The following is a 14,830-nucleotide window of genomic DNA, read 5'->3' as shown; positions in this document are numbered from 1 at the left end:
TTTTTCAACAAAAAAGCAAGGGGAGTTCAAGAGGTAAATCAGCTGTAACTTTTTTTGAAAATTTAAATTAAAAACTGGCCTTACGTACAGATGAGTTAGTTAGGCAATTTTGCTCTTTTTTTATTTCTTATAATTGCTTCCTTTCTCAATTAAAAATAGCATCTACTTCACATATTTTTTGACTTTACCTCCCCTAAAATATTAAACTCATTCATTAACTTGAGGTAAAGAACGCATGCATTTAAAAATTTTGACAATTTTTTTTCTTTTAAGTACTTCATTATGTTGGGCCAAAGATAATTTTGTTGCCGATTTGACAGTTAAAATCCCCATGCGAGATGGTTATGAATTACCAGCAGATATTTATTTTCCCGCGGAGGGAAGGGAAAAAAAAGCTCCTTGTATCTTATTAAGATGCCCGGCAGGTCGCAAAGCAATGCCTTGGGTGGGATATACCTCCCTCACTCATTTTGGCTATGTAGTCGTTATGCAGGATACCCGGAATGCTTTAGATATCAATGGAAAGACGGCTCCTTTTATCACCGATGGCTGGGGAGCTTTACAAGATGGGTATGATACAGTTGAGTGGTTAGCAAAAAGCCCTTATACAAATGGAAAGATTGGGACCTTAGGTTTTTCAGCCGTAGGTTGCACCCAACTGCTGCTAGCACCTTCTGCACCCCCATCTCTTAAATGTCAGTATATTGGAATTGCCGCTGGTAGCTTATATCATCACGCCATTTTTCCAGGTGGACAGCTACATAAAAATCAGGTAGAAGGATGGCTAGGATATTATTCTAAAGATACAGGTGTGTTAAGCTTTGTAAGCTCTCAGCCTTTTTATAATGCATTTTGGGAGGAGTTAGACTCAATCAAGGTGGCACAAAAAGTGAGAGTACCAGGATTTTTATATGGAGGGTGGTATGACACCTTTTTGCAAGGGACCATCGATGCTTTCGTCTCTCGGCAGAATAATGGAGGAAAAGGTGCTTTAGGAAAGCAGAAACTGCTGATAGGGCCGTGGACTCATTGGTGGCCTATATCCTCCAAGCTAGGTGATTTTCCAGTTCCTCCTCAAGGATTTTCTCCTTCTTATGATATGTCTCCTCAACGTTGGTTTGATTATCACCTTAAAGGCATAGAAAATGGTGTAGATCAACTGCCTCCCGTTACCTATTACGTTATGGGTCCTTTTGATGGCTCGCCTTCGAAAGGAAATGTATGGAAAACTGCTGAAAATTGGCCTATACCTGCTAAAAATAAAGCTTTTTATTTGGGGCAAAAGCATAAATTAATAACCGAGATAACAAAAGAAAAAAGGGGTGTCTATTCCTTTAATGCTGACCCTAAAAATCCTGTTCCTACAATAGGGGGGCGTAATCTCTTTCTAGATTGTGGCCCTAGAGATCAGCGAACGATTGAAAGTCGTTCCGATGTACTGGTATTTACTACCGAACCCTTAGAAGAAGACATGGAAGTGACTGGACATTTATTAGCTAAATTATATGTAACTTCCAATGTTTCTGACACCGATTTCGTCGTACGTTTAAGTGATGTTTACCCCGATGGGCGTAGCATTTTAATTTCCGATGGAATCCATCGAACAGCCATCCAGTCTTCTCAACTAAAAAGATGGGCTTCTTTGCAAAAGCCTTATGAAATTGAAATTGATCTAGCTTCTACGAGTATGGTTTTTGCCAAAGGGCATCGCATAAGAGTCTCAATTTGCGGTTCAAATTTTCCTCGCTACGAAGTTAATCACAACGTGGGCTTATTAGAAGCGACTTCTGGGCGGTGTGCTGTGGCTCGCAATAAAATCTATACAGGCCCTGGTTATCCGTCACGACTTATTTTACCGCTAGTTGAGTAAGGCTTGCTTTATTTAATAAGGAAAGAGGCTTGCTAATTATAAATTAGCAAGCTAGGCAAGCTTTATTTTTAGACTCTTAGATGAGCTTGAAGAAGAGCTTTATGGATGAACTCGGCTCTTTTATGGACAATTTCTTCCTGGGGTAGATGGGTTTTCTCATGAAATTCTGCTAGCAAATGAGATCTTCGACAATTAAAGAATAGTTGATTGATGGATTGGCGGGAGATGCCTTCTACCCAGCCCATCTCTATTCCTAATTTAAGGAGGCTGATCGCATTGAGGGCTTCAATAGCATCAATTTGATAAGAATGCGTTAAAATACCAAAGGCACGGCTGATTTTATCTTTAATATAAGGATTACTACTCGCTCGAATTTGATTTCTGGCCATATTTTCTTCGACAACCATTTTAGTAGCAAAGGCATTTAAATTAGAGATAATCGATTCCTCGGTAACGCCTAAGGTATAATTGTTTTGCACGACTAGCAAATCACCAATGATTTCTTGGGGAGAGCCGCGAATGCCGGAGCAAGCAATGCTTTCCTCTTTATTTTTTTCTACTATTTCCTCCATTTTTCCTGTATGGACAAGAGCGGGAAGCTGAAGATAGATAGAAACAAGTAAAGCTGTTCCGCAGCTACCTATATCTGCAGTAAGAAAGCCATATTTAGCATTATAAGCAAAAGAAATGTTATGGCCAATAGTGGTTTCAATTTTTAGAAGTTTATTCCAAGCCTTCTCTAGTTCGCCTTTACATTCGATAAGTTGCAAGTGGAGGTGATTGCGAATATTAAAAGAAGCTAAAAATTGTCCCGACGCGTCAATGATAAAAGCTTCTCCTGAATGAGCCTGGATGAAATTATCATTAGACCAGAAATGTTCTCCTAGAAATTCTTTCTCAAAAGGTTCCATTTCTTCTGCCCGAATAAGAGTAGCTTTCTCAAGTAGATCTAAAGAGAGGATTTCTTTGCTTAAAACTGAAACCACCTGCTTACGTCGCTCTGTACTAAGTTTACCCGGGAAATTGAATTTTTCAAGGTTTCGATGTAGATGAAGAATGGAAGCTAGCCAAATATCATTATCATTGTCTTGCCAAAGTTTTTTCTGGTTAATAATAACATTAGATTTATCATTGGGGGCCATTGCTTTTCTCCACATTTTCTTCTGTCAAAGCTCTAATTTGATCACGTAGCCATGCAGCTTGTTCATAGTCTTCTCTTTTTAGAGTCTCATTGAGGGCTTCGTTAAGAGCTAGTAGACGCAAGGAGGGGCTGATTTCTCTAACCTCACCTGGGCTGCGCCCAATATGGAGTGGAAAAATTTTTTTATTAGCTTTTACGCGAGGAGGAACTTTATCAAGAATGAGGAGTTCTTGTAAGATAATGTCATCAAAAACCTCGTAGCAGTTGCTACATCCTAAAGAGGCCCCTACCCGTAATGCTTCTAAAGAGGTATTACATTCTCCACAAGCCAAGCTGGTTTCTCCCACCATATGGCCCATCTCTTTTTCACTTGTTTGGCCATGTAGCTTACGTCGCAAGATAGGGCAGTCTGAACACATGCCGGTTTGCGAGATGTTATTTCCTATGAGCTCCGTATACCAAATGGCGATAGGTTTCTTGCATTCTGTGCATTCAATGGGTCGTTCAGGAACTTGCTCTTCAAAAAATTCAAAGGCTTTTTTAACCATAGTCGATCTTTTGATAGATGTTATATATTTACACCTACTATAGAAAATGTGAGCAAAAAAGTATAAATTTATTTTCGTAGGGAGAGTTTTTTTTTTTGCTTATTTGGCTTTGGCGTCAATGAGCAGTTTTTTTTCTCTAGCTGGCAGGATTTTAGTAGAGGCTTAAAGCTTAGCATTAGCTTGCGAAAAGCTTAAAGTTTATCTATTCATTTATAAAAAGCTAATTTTTCTCTGATTTTTATAAGGCTAAGAGCATAAACTTATTTTAGTATCCTCTTCCTTTAAGTTTAATCAATTGATAGGATGAGGACGTTTAGTAAATGCAGAAGGTAGGTGGATAGGGAATTTAATTAGATCAATATAAAAGGGAAAAATGAAAAAGCAGATGCTTTGTAAGCTTAAAGGGCTTATTTAAAAGGTAAAGGATTTCTAACGAAAAAATAATCGGCTGGGCTTACTGGCAATGGGCTTGATAAATGCTTAACTTAAACTAGCATGAGTAGAAAAATAAAAGCAATTCAAGGGATGAGATGGAAAGCAAAGTAGAAATTGCTTAAAAGCTTGAGACTTGATGGACTCGAACCATCGACCCTCTCATTAAAAGTGAGATGCTCTACCGACTGAGCTAAAGTCTCGTGCAATTGACCCCAAGGGGATTCGAACCCCTGTTATCGGAATGAAAATCCGGTGTCCTAGGCCAGGCTAGACGATGGGGCCTGACTGGCACCTTATAAGGTTGAAAAACTTATAAGGTATTTTTTCTTCAAGTTTCCTTAAAGAGGCCTAATGTTACAGGATTTTGACTTTTATAAGCAATAACTAAATGGTGATAATTTCTTTTTCTTTTTTTTCTGCTAGCTCGTCAGCTTCTTTGCAAAACTTATCGGTCAACTCTTGAACATTTTTCTCATTCCTTTTCAGCCCATCTTCAGTAAGCTCACCAGCTATTTTTTGTTTTTTGGCAGCTTCATTAAACTCGCGGCGTATATTACGGATGCTAATTTTTGCTTCTTCTTTCTTTTTATGGCATTGCTTAACCATTTCTTTGCGCATATTTTCATCCATAGGAGGAATCTTAATGCGTATAGAATTAGCATCCACAATAGGCATGAAGCCTAAATTAGCTTTTTCAATGGATTTGCCAATCGCATTTGTTGTAGAAGGATCAAAAGGGGTAATTAAAAGCGTGCGCGCTTCAGGGGCAGTCACATTAGCAACTTCTTTGATACGCATGCTAGAGCCATAAATTTCTACAAAAATGCTATCTAACATACCAGCATTGGCACGATTAGTGCGTAGAGATTTTAAATCATTTTTCAAATGTTCAATTGCCACTAACATCTTGGATTTCGCTTGTTCAAGAATATTCATTATACAACTCCATTTTCCTAAATTCAGGCTGTCTATTAAGATACTTTTCTTAACTAATTAATGTTCCGTCTTCCGTTTTCGATAATATTTGTTTTAAAGATTCTTTTCCAAGAGCTTCCATGCTAAACACAAAAATAGGAAGCTGATTATTCATGCAAAGAGCGATGGAAGTTGTATCCATAACCTCTAGCTTTTCTGTAAGATATTGGGAGTAAGATAAAGTCCTATATTTTTGTGCTTGAGGGAATTTCAAAGGATCTTGCGTATAGACACCCTTGACTTTGGTAGCCTTAAGCAAAACATCAGCTTGTATTTCGCAAGCACGTAAGGCAGCAGCGCTGTCCGTAGTGAAATAAGGATTACCGGTGCCACCTACGAAAAGGACAATATGGCCAGCAGCAAGGTAATCGTTAGTGCGGTTCCAGTTATAGCTTTCAGCCACTTTAGGACATTCCAGGGCGCTTATTAGCTTAGTTGTACAGCCGATAGAAGTTAACGCTTGCTGTAGGGCTATACCATTCATAAGGGTAGCTAGCATACCCATTTGATCTGCCGCAGAGCGAGGGATTTTTGAGCCTTTTAATTGAATGGCTCGAAAAATATTTCCTCCTCCAATGACCAAAGCTAATTCGAAACCCTCTTGCTTTATACCTTTTAGCGATATAGCTAGCTGCTCCGTAGTCGGAAAATGGACGCCAAAAGGTTGCTCCCCTAAAAGGGTTTCTCCAGAAAGCTTTAACAAGATTCGCTTAGCGTTAGATAGATTTGTCATCGTTTTTTTCATCCTACAAAAAGGTATAGATTAAATAAAAAATACATTCTAGAAAACCTTAATTGCTACTTGCCTTAAAATAGCATTTAGGGTTGGTGCCATTAAAGCTAGCTTGCAGTTTTCCTTCCAGCGACGCATTGAAAGTTTACTTCAAGTGATTATAGCCTATTTAAGGCGCTACTCTCAAGCTAGTTTAGGTTAGGCAGGGAATGAAAAGGATAAAAAGCTTAAAATATACTTAAGAAGTAATACGCTCTCGAGCAACTCTTTATGTCATCATATACTTAGTAAAAAGCTTGTTTTTACGGGTAGGGCCAGCTTGGAAAAAGGTTAATTTCTTTTTTGGTTATGTAGATGTAGTTTCTTTAAAAGGTGTAATTGAGAATCTTAATAGATAAGAAATTAAGCCTGCTGGGAAGAATTGGTAGAGTAGCTTTTATAGATTTTGATATGCATAATTTTCCAATCGCCTTCTCGGTTTGCTAGGTGAAATTCAAGATAGAATTTCTGATGTGTTGACGAGCCTTTTAACAAGATTTGGTAAGTAGCTTGATCTTTGGCTACATTAGTAAACGAAACATTATTTCTGGTGAGTTGAGTAGTTAAAACCTTTCCATAAAGATCCTGGGTGAAAAGTCGAAAATATTTGAAAGAAGAAGCTTGTTGAAACTCTTTACTTGTACTAAGAAAATAAGCATCATTAATATTTCTTTGTTGAATGCGTTCTAGAAATAGGTGTACAGCTTGGACTACCGCTAATTCCTCTTGCTCCGTGGGAGGATGTAAAGATAAACGTTCTTCAAAAAAATCTATAACAGACTCTTCAGCAGCTAACGATAAAGACAGAGTGGTAAATAAAATAAACAAATATTTCAATGGATGCTCTTAAGAAAAAGGTTTAAATAAGCCATAATTTTCCATTAAGCTTTCTGCCTTTTTATAATGCGTACGTTTTAATTCTTCATACACACGTAGTCCTTGCGCATTAAATCCTTGTTGGAAGTAAAGAAGGCCCAGCTTATAGAAAGTTTCTCGATCACCCGGGTTTAATTTTAAGATGGTTTCATATTCTTTAATTTCTTCTTTAGGCATTTGCAGATCACGATAACTATAAGCTAGTTGGGCATGGACCCAAGGGTCGTTGGGTGCATAATCATTAAGAACCTTAAATTCTTCAATGGCTCGTTCGGCAATGGCACGGAATTTCTCTTCCATCTGAAGGGAATAGCGCTCTACAGGCATCCAGCGTTCCTCATCATATCCCTCTAACTTACGCGGATCTACATAAAGGCCGGAAAGCATAACGTAAGCATTGGCAAGCGAGGCGTGGACCTCCAAGCTAGTCGGCTCGCACTTGACAAGCTTGATATTTTCTTCTACAGAAGTTAGCAAGAGAAGTTCTTTAAAGCGATGGACATCTTGCCAATGCCACCAACAGCTAAATTTTTCTATAAAAGAATGTAAAGATTTTAGCCATTGAGGGAAGGAATAGAAATTATATTCTTTGCCGTGAAGGTTATTAGCTAATTTGCAACATGCATTGGCTAAAGCAATATGATGTTCTGGGCAGCCTTCTTGATAATTCAAAAGGCTTTTGCAAGCAGCCAAATAACGTTGAATGATCTCTTTATGCTGCTCAGGCTTCTTAGCCTGGTAATAAACTTTCAGGATGAAATAAGAAAAGAAAGTAAGAAATACTCCAGCTAAACACATAGCAAGTAAAGCTGATTGTGTCAATAAGCTAAAAAAGGTAACCATTAAGATACCTTCAATCACACCTAATATCAAAAAAATCAAGTGTAAGATCACATAAGAGCGCATCATCCCTTCAAACTGAGGAATAATAGAAGCAATGATAGGGTTGATATGATCGTTATAAAAGAAAGTATTAGCTTGAAAGTAAGTTTCTCCTTCAATGCGGGAGGATGACATGGTACTACTCTTGATAAAGCTTCAGGAAGACCTTTTATAAGGTTTGCCCTAAATTTAAACAAGGCTTTTTATGTTTACATCCCCTTTTTGTTAGCGGTGAGAGGCTTAATTCTATCATTCGATAGTAATTTTAAGGGAATAATGAGCGCCATGCTGGATAGCTATTCATGAAAAAAGTAATAAACTAGGGCAAGGCAATATAAACGAGGCAGATGCTTTTTCTTTAGCCGGTCGTTTGTCGGTTCACCCTAACGCTAGATTTTTTTAATTCTTCCTGATAGAAAAGACTCAAACCTAGCAAATTAAGGGCCGAAGAAGTGAAAAAGGCTAAGCCTAGTTCCTCTCCCAAGAGAGCCCACCCGAATAGAGCAGAAAACATTGAAGTGGAAAAGCCTGCAAAAGACATAAAAGTGGCAGAAAAACGTTTCATTAGCCAGCCGTAAAGATTATAGCAGATAAGATTTGAAACAAGTAACAACCAAGCCGCACAAATAAAGAAGGGGACAAGGCTGTTAAGATTAACAGGTACGGGCTTCCAATCTTCTACTAGCAGCGAGTGAAAAAGGGTAATGATTCCACCTATCAGCATGCTCATTCCATTGGCAAACAAAGGTGAATAAAGATTTTCATTAACGAGCTGACGTAAAAGAATCCATCCATAAACGCTTGTAGTAGCGGCAATAATCACAGCTAACTCTGCCCAAGAAAACATAAAGAGATGGCCCGCTTTTTGCTCTGCAGATGTTTCACTAAGTAACATAGGAATTATGCCTACAAATCCAATCATTAATCCTATCCATTTTTTTATCGACATTTTCTCTGTGAAAATAAAATAGGAAAATAAAGCAGATATAAAGGGAGAAAGGCTATAGATAAAACAGGTTTTAAAAGAGGTTAAATATTTAAGACCCCAAAATTCGAGGACATTGGTAATGTAAATGTTAAAGAAAGCCAGGCGTAAGATACGACCAAAGCTGTGCCAATTCATGGAGATATGGGCACCCTTGCGGTAAAATTCATAGGCTAAAAGAAGTATACCCGCAACTAGCATGCGTGATCCAATCAGGAAAAAAGGCTGTGCATATTCTAGAGCAACTTTGCCGACTGTGAAAACGCTAGCAAAAAGGGCAAAAAGTACAAATACAAAAAACATCAATCGATCTCTTTTAAATTATCTATAGGATATAGTAAAAAGCAAAAAGATTCAATTAAGAAGGAGTAAAAGGATGGCGGGTACATTCATTGGCAACTTTAAATTTCCTGGATGCAATCGGTATAATTAATTTACGCCTTCTCTCTCCATTCTGTGGTATGTAGGTTAAAACTTAAATTTGCTAATTTGAGTAAATAAAGTGGGTGAAGGGGGTGGAGCTTTAATGCTTTACTCCAGGCTTGAATTGCATCGGTTAAATGATTTTGCTCTTCCTCTATACAAGCCAGCGAGCGCCATGCTTCTTCATCGCGAGGAGCAATTTGTAAAACTTGCTTTAGATGATAAAGAGCAGAGTCAAAATCTTTCTCAATTTTATTAATCAGCGCTAATTGCTTATAGGCTTCCACATAGTAAGGATTTAAATCAATCGCTTTTGAGAAAGCTTGTTTGGCACTTCGATTAAGTTTTAAATGAGTTAAGACTTGGCCTTGAAGATACCAGGCTTCTGGAAGATAAGAATGCTTTTCATTGATTTTCTTAAGAATATCGTATGCTAATAGAAGTTTTTCAGAGCTATCAGCGCAGCTATCCGTTGAATAATTAAAATAAGAAATAAGCTCTTTGGCTGAAAGTAGCTGAAGGGAGATACTTTGAGGGTATAATTGCAGCTGGTGGCTTAATAGCTGTGAGCTTAGATTGAAAGATTTATTCTCTTTGAGATCGATGCCCAAATTTTGAGGGATTGGGAATAAAGCAAGATGATCGATTTCAAATTGCCTAAAATGTATAGAGGCAAGATCAGCTCTTCCTAGAAGGGTAAGCGCTTGACCATATAATCGATGAACACTCAAATCTTGCCGACAATCTAAAGCAAATAGTTCTTTAAAAGAAGAGACGCTATCAGGATATAAACCAATTTCAAAATAAATTTGGCCTAAAAGCAAAAGAGCTTTTTCTCGTGGCGAGCCCTGGACATTCTGTAAGGCTTCATGTAAATCTTTAAGCGATTCGGGGTAATTTTTTAATGTATAAGCCAGCTGAGCCCTTTCTAAAAGAAGATCAGGAAGGGGATTTTTAACTTGGCGAAAATAACTTAAGGCTTGGACTAAATCTTTTTTAATATAAAGAAAATAGCGGGCAGCAAAATCATAGGCATTAAAGCTATACAAATGCATTTTAAGGATATTGTAAGGTGTAGAGCCCCTCTCTTCGAGGAAATAAAGGGGAATGTGCTTTAAAAAAGTAGCAAATATCTCTTCGGCTTGTTCTTTTTGATCCTGGGCAAGATAAGCTTGGATAAGCATGCCTTGAACGGCAGGAATTTGCTGCCTAGAAGGAGCCAGCTGAGGATATAAGTCAATCACCCGCAGCCAATCTTGCTTTTGAAAGGCTGCAATATAAAATCCTAGAAGGATTTCATCATGGAAGAGAGCATGTTGAGCCCTTTGAATTTGCTTCAGCCAACTAATGCTTGGTTCGGGCTGAGATACTAGTAAATAGCCTAAACCTAGGCGCAGCTTATTATCATCCGATAAAGGCTGATGAGCGCAAAGAAGTTGCAGGAAAGAGGCTCCTTGCTTCTCTCCCGTAATGAGCATAGAAATGGCCAGAGGCTCTAAGATAGAAGAATCTAGGCTGCTTAAATGCCTAGCATGTTCGACCACTTCAAAATATTTCCCTTCTTCATAAGCAGTCAAAACAGCTATACGGCGGGCTGCTTGATCGCAAGGAGTAGCTTTAAGTACTCCTAAAGCTTTATCGGCAGCTAAGGTAAACTGCTTTTTTTTGTACAAGTATTGTGCATCTGCTATTTGGTTAGCGATTTCTGAAGCCTCCAGGACTGGCAGAGAACTAAAATTAAATTGTTGTATAGCTTGTTGAATAAAGGCAAAATGATGAACGTTATCTTGAAGAACTGCCTGTTGATATATTTTAATTACTGCACGTTCAATGTCTTGCTGGAACTCTTTTAGCTCTTCTTCGAAGGGTAAGGTAGTAGCCAATCTTATAAGATCTATGGCTTTTTGAGGTTTATTTTTAAGCGACCAAAGACATTCGGCTTTTTGCAATAGCTGCTGAGCTAAGGTATAGCGCTGGAAAGCTCTTTTTTCTAAAGCCTGCCATAGGTCAAGATAGGCGTAGATTTCTTTAGAAATTTCAGCACCATTCTCAAGTACCTCCAAGATTTTAGATGCTAAAGCATGGATGAGTGTTGGCAGGCAGGAGGAATCAGAAGAGAGAAGCTTTTGGCTGAGAATCCAGCCCTCTTTCCAGTAATCAAGATGGCCCTTTTTTATCGCTTCTTGCATAGAGGCTGTTAATTGCGAGACCAACAGCTGATGAAAATTACTTTCATACAAATGGTCTGTTATTCCTTGAATAAATTGCGAAGCTTCTTCAATATTTCCTGTGCAAATCATTTCAGTAAATCTCTGAGCAAATCGCTTACTTATTTCCTCTAATTGAGGAAAAGCATGCATTCTCTCTAAGGTGTGAAGGTAAAGCGGTAAGCTTATAAATGTAAAACCTTCAATTTCTTGCAAAAGCTGGGCTTTAAAGGAATGAGCAAGGTAACTTTTTTCTTGAAGGTAATAGACATGGGCGTTGGACGTTAATTGGAGATAGCTTGCAGCTTTTTGATAAGCAAAAGGGCGTGCAGGTGGGGGCAATTTTTCGGCTTCTTTCACGTAGCTTAAAGCTAATAGCAGATTAGCATCCTCTTCGACAGCCGCTGGGGAGATGAAAAGCATGGCTTTCAATGCTTGGCGGGCTTCCTCTAATTGGCCTACCTCGATTTGAGCGTATAAACAATTAAGCCTCACTTTTTCTTCTGGAAGATGGCGTTGAAAACTTGCTTCCATCCATTTAGATAGCCAAGATCTAGATTGGCTAGCTTGCCAATGGGTAAGGGCTTGAGGATAATCTTTGAGCAAATAAAAATAATAGCCTTTAAAGAAAAGGAACCAAGGATGATCAACAGTAGTATACAAAAGGCATTGATCAAGCGCTTGATGTAAGGCGTCTATATCTTTTTGCAAAAAAGCATTTAAGGCTAAATTTAAAGATAATTCAAAAGCTTTATTACTTCTTTTATTAGTAAGATGCTGCAGGGCTTCTAAAAAATAAGGTTGTGATTTTTCTGCCCCTAATTTCTCACGAGCTATATACCCTTCATATAAATAAAAGTCTGCTGATGAGAGGGCATGATCGCCATGTAAGAGATGGAGGTGTGCTTCATCGTATTGTTGGCTAGCAAAATGCTCATAAGTTTGGTCAAGAAGGGTTCTTGAATCAAAAGTAAACCCTATAAAGAGAGCAATAAACAGCAAGCTAAAACAAAACGAAAGAGTAAAAATTTTAAAATAGGACATTAGAACCAACCCTAAAAATCTTCTACATTAAACTTTATAAAAAAAAATTTTAATGTAAGAAAAAAACTGTTAAAAAAAGTATTTTAAAATTTGATGAAATAAAAATCCAGCCTATGTTAAAATAGAGATAAAAAGAATTTACCTTGAGAAAGGCGTATCATGCAAAAATCAAAAATTGTACTGCTTGAAGATGAGGAAGATATAGCGGCATTGATTAAATTACAAGCAGATATTTCTGGCTATAAATTGCATACAGAAATTGATGGCCTGAATGGATTAAGGGCCATTGAAAGAGAGAAACCGGATTTAGTGATTTTAGATATTATGCTTCCTGGCTTAAGTGGCCTAGATGTTTGCCGAAAAATGAAAATTCATCCCGAATTAAAAGATATTCCGGTCATTATGATTTCTGCAAAAAGTGAGGAATTAGATGTGGTGTTAGGGTTGGAATTAGGGGCCGATGATTATGTGGCAAAGCCTTTTTCCCCTAAAGTTTTATTTTCACGCGTTCGAGCTGTACTGCGACGTGGCAAAGATACCCATGAAAAAGCTTTAAAAATTATTGCGTTTGGTAATTTTACAATAGAATTAGAACGTTATTTGGTAAGAAAAAACGATAAATCTATTTCTTTGACCCTTTCAGAATTTGGGATTTTAAAGCGCTTGGTAACAAATATGGGTAAGGTTTTAACCCGTAACCAATTGCTTGACGATATTCAAAATAGTGACGCTTTTGTGGTGGATAGAAATATTGATGTACACGTTGCTTCTCTTCGTAAAAAATTAGGTCCCAACTTTCAATGGATTGAGACGGTCCGGGGTGTGGGCTATCGCTTCTTAGAAGAGGAAGAATAACAAATAAAACGACTTATTCTATAGGCCGAGGAAAAAATCGCGCCTATTTCTTAAATTTCATGCTTATCTTTTTTCTAATACCTTTTAAAGAAATTACGTCTACATAACCAAAAAAGAAATTAACCTTTTTCCAGGCTGGCTCGACCGGTAAAAGCAAGCTTTTTATCAAGCATATGATTACATAAAGAGTTGCTCGAAAGCGTATAATTACATTTTTAATTAACTTTTTATAAATGCCACCTTTTAATTGATAGGTTTATAGAAACATAGAGGTCTGTTGAAAAGATAGTGTTCCTGTTTTTTGAAAAAAATGTTACCTTTCCAATAGCTTCCTTGCTATTTAAAGGTCTAGTCTTTCCATATGATTTTATAAAAAACTTGCTAAGCATCCCTATTATGTAAGGAAATTTTAAACCCTAAGAAAGGGTGGTAAACTTATTTTCTTTAAGTTTTTTTAGCCGCTCTAGATCTATTTTAGCGTAAGCGATACGTTGAATAGAGAGATGAACTTTTCCCGGAGTATGGTTTTTATAACGCGAGACATATTTACATTGAGTGATGCAAACTTCTCCTTCTTGGCGCTCTTTAGCTTTGCTGTAGAAAAGAGCTGCATGAATAGCATCTTGTAAAGACTCTTCATCGGGTTTAGGATGTTTATCCAGATGTAAAATGACATGCGATCCAGGGACATCTCTAGCATGTAGCCAATAATCCGAGCCACGGGCATAAGTAAAAGTTAATTTATCGTTAGCATGGGCGTTCTTGCCTACCCATATCTTTAATCCTGCTTGAGTCACAAATTCGTGATAAGGTAAAGATAAATTTTTCTTTGTCGAGTGATTCTTTGTTGTTTTCTTAGATAGCTCCTCCGAATGTATTTGGCAAAAACTTTCAAGCTTTTGCTTAGTCTCGAGCTGTTGCACCTGTTCTAGCATTAAAGATAACTTTTCTATGGCTAGATGGGCTTGCTTTAACTGAGCGGAGAGGGGGGCAACCGCTTTTTTTAATTTTTTACTTTTTTGAAAGCGTTTAGAGGCTTCTTCAGAGGGTGAAAAGGTAGGGTCTAAGTTTAGGATGACTTCTTGATTACCTTTCAACCAATCATTGACCCTGACCTGGCTTAACCCCTTCGTTATTTTATATAGATTGGCTTGAAGAAGGGAAGCTTCATGGTGTGCTTGTTCCCAAAGAAGAGCTTTCTGTAGCTCTTCTGAAAATTTGGCTTCGGCTTTCCGAGTTTTATTTAATTTATTTTTTAGCTCGGCAACCAGTGCATTTCTTTTTTCAAGAAATTCAGCTTCTAATTCTTTCTGTCTGTAGATAGCTTCCACTGAAGCACTAGTAATATTCTCAGGCGAGTCGAGTGGCAAAAGAGGAGGCAGAGTTTTAGGAGGAGTATAAAAAGTATGGATAGTGGGATGCAAAGAAACTAGAATGCACTGTTGGATATCAACAAGATAGCAATTGGGTTTTTTAGGAATAAGTTCGCTGATAAGAGTTTGGGTGAGCTTTCCTTTTTTAAAAACCATCCATAAAATTCTATCTTCATTGATAAGCTCGCAGCTTTCTAAATACCAGGTCCGTAAATGATGGGTCAGTTGCTTAGAAAAGAATGAAGAAATATCTTGACCAGGGTATTTGGTAAGATGGAAGCGCAAAAAGGCTTCTTGAAAACAAATCAATAAGGAGGGTGCGTCTTTGAAATGAAGGATAATCTTTTGAGGATGTGACGCTGTGCAGTGATCAAAAAGCGCTTCCTTTAAAGAAGAGTTAAGTTCTTTAAGAATTTTTTTCATTTGATCGATTGTTAATGACAT

11 protein-coding genes and 2 tRNA genes are annotated in these 14,830 nt (G+C 37.7%); 2 read left to right on the top strand and 11 right to left on the bottom strand.

The features are described 5' to 3' along the window. Positions 1-235: 235 nt before the first annotated feature. Positions 236-1,870, top strand: coding sequence for a CocE/NonD family hydrolase (locus tag NEOC65_RS01080; protein WP_166154109.1), 1,635 nt, complete (start codon positions 236-238; stop codon positions 1,868-1,870). 68 nt (positions 1,871-1,938) lie between these two features. Here the strand turns inward: NEOC65_RS01080 and NEOC65_RS01075 are convergent, their stop codons facing one another. From NEOC65_RS01075 to NEOC65_RS01030, 10 genes are all read right to left on the bottom strand, one after another. After that, on the bottom strand, positions 1,939-3,012 hold the full coding sequence (locus NEOC65_RS01075; RefSeq protein ID WP_166154111.1) for a protein arginine kinase: 1,074 nt from the start codon (positions 3,010-3,012) through the stop codon (positions 1,939-1,941). Continuing rightward, entirely contained in the window at positions 2,999-3,559 is a 561-nt protein-coding gene (locus tag NEOC65_RS01070) for a UvrB/UvrC motif-containing protein (protein ID WP_166154113.1), read from the bottom strand. Before NEOC65_RS01070 ends, NEOC65_RS01075 begins: the two co-directional genes overlap by 14 nt. 562 nt (positions 3,560-4,121) lie before the next feature. Continuing rightward, positions 4,122-4,194 (bottom strand) — tRNA-Lys (locus tag NEOC65_RS01065). Between the two features lie 7 nt (positions 4,195-4,201). Beyond that, a tRNA-Glu gene (locus NEOC65_RS01060) sits at positions 4,202-4,276 on the bottom strand. 102 nt (positions 4,277-4,378) lie between these two features. Next, positions 4,379-4,930 carry a ribosome recycling factor gene (frr, locus tag NEOC65_RS01055; protein ID WP_166154115.1) on the bottom strand — a complete coding sequence of 184 codons (552 nt, stop codon included), beginning with the start codon at positions 4,928-4,930 and terminating at the stop codon, positions 4,379-4,381. Positions 4,931-4,979: 49 nt separating this feature from the next. After that, the gene (gene pyrH, locus NEOC65_RS01050) at positions 4,980-5,702 is read right to left on the bottom strand and encodes a UMP kinase (RefSeq protein ID WP_213155420.1); all 723 of its coding nucleotides are present in this window, start codon (positions 5,700-5,702) and stop codon (positions 4,980-4,982) included. 402 nt (positions 5,703-6,104) lie between these two features. Further along, positions 6,105-6,578 carry a hypothetical protein gene (locus NEOC65_RS01045; protein ID WP_213155419.1) on the bottom strand — a complete coding sequence of 158 codons (474 nt, stop codon included), beginning with the start codon at positions 6,576-6,578 and terminating at the stop codon, positions 6,105-6,107. Positions 6,579-6,587: 9 nt separating this feature from the next. Continuing rightward, positions 6,588-7,634, bottom strand: coding sequence for a tetratricopeptide repeat protein (locus NEOC65_RS01040; RefSeq protein WP_213155418.1), 1,047 nt, complete (start codon positions 7,632-7,634; stop codon positions 6,588-6,590). Positions 7,635-7,857: 223 nt separating this feature from the next. Then, a complete protein-coding gene (locus NEOC65_RS01035) occupies positions 7,858-8,787 on the bottom strand; it encodes a DMT family transporter (RefSeq protein WP_213155417.1) in 930 nt (309 codons plus the stop codon). A gap of 131 nt (positions 8,788-8,918) precedes the next feature. Next, entirely contained in the window at positions 8,919-12,158 is a 3,240-nt protein-coding gene (locus tag NEOC65_RS01030; RefSeq protein WP_213155416.1) for a DUF1347 family protein, read from the bottom strand. A gap of 159 nt (positions 12,159-12,317) precedes the next feature. Here NEOC65_RS01030 and NEOC65_RS01025 point away from each other — a divergent pair, with 159 nt between their 5' ends. Next, positions 12,318-13,013, top strand: coding sequence for a response regulator (locus NEOC65_RS01025; RefSeq protein ID WP_166154127.1), 696 nt, complete (start codon positions 12,318-12,320; stop codon positions 13,011-13,013). 416 nt (positions 13,014-13,429) lie between these two features. On the opposite strand, the gene NEOC65_RS01020 is transcribed toward NEOC65_RS01025, so the two are convergent. Continuing rightward, entirely contained in the window at positions 13,430-14,830 is a 1,401-nt protein-coding gene (locus NEOC65_RS01020; RefSeq protein WP_213155415.1) for an NFACT RNA binding domain-containing protein, read from the bottom strand.

It is taken from the genome of Neochlamydia sp. AcF65 (assembly GCF_018342435.1).
Lineage (GTDB): Bacteria > Chlamydiota > Chlamydiia > Chlamydiales > Parachlamydiaceae > Neochlamydia.
This window is presented reverse-complemented; position numbering and strand designations above follow the sequence as displayed.

Excerpts from the sequence above, each read along its gene's own strand:
- NEOC65_RS01080 (WP_166154109.1), top strand. The coding sequence starts at position 236 with ATGCATTTAAAAATTTTGACAATTTTTTTTCTTTTAAGTACTTCATTA.
- NEOC65_RS01075 (WP_166154111.1), bottom strand. The coding sequence starts at position 3,012 with ATGGCCCCCAATGATAAATCTAATGTTATTATTAACCAGAAAAAACTT.
- NEOC65_RS01070 (WP_166154113.1), bottom strand. The coding sequence starts at position 3,559 with ATGGTTAAAAAAGCCTTTGAATTTTTTGAAGAGCAAGTTCCTGAACGA.
- frr (WP_166154115.1), bottom strand. The coding sequence starts at position 4,930 with ATGAATATTCTTGAACAAGCGAAATCCAAGATGTTAGTGGCAATTGAA.
- pyrH (WP_213155420.1), bottom strand. The coding sequence starts at position 5,702 with ATGACAAATCTATCTAACGCTAAGCGAATCTTGTTAAAGCTTTCTGGA.
- NEOC65_RS01040 (WP_213155418.1), bottom strand. The coding sequence starts at position 7,634 with ATGTCATCCTCCCGCATTGAAGGAGAAACTTACTTTCAAGCTAATACT.
- NEOC65_RS01035 (WP_213155417.1), bottom strand. The coding sequence starts at position 8,787 with ATGTTTTTTGTATTTGTACTTTTTGCCCTTTTTGCTAGCGTTTTCACA.
- NEOC65_RS01030 (WP_213155416.1), bottom strand. The coding sequence starts at position 12,158 with ATGTCCTATTTTAAAATTTTTACTCTTTCGTTTTGTTTTAGCTTGCTG.
- NEOC65_RS01025 (WP_166154127.1), top strand. The coding sequence starts at position 12,318 with ATGCAAAAATCAAAAATTGTACTGCTTGAAGATGAGGAAGATATAGCG.
- NEOC65_RS01020 (WP_213155415.1), bottom strand. The coding sequence starts at position 14,830 with ATGTCATTAACAATCGATCAAATGAAAAAAATTCTTAAAGAACTTAAC.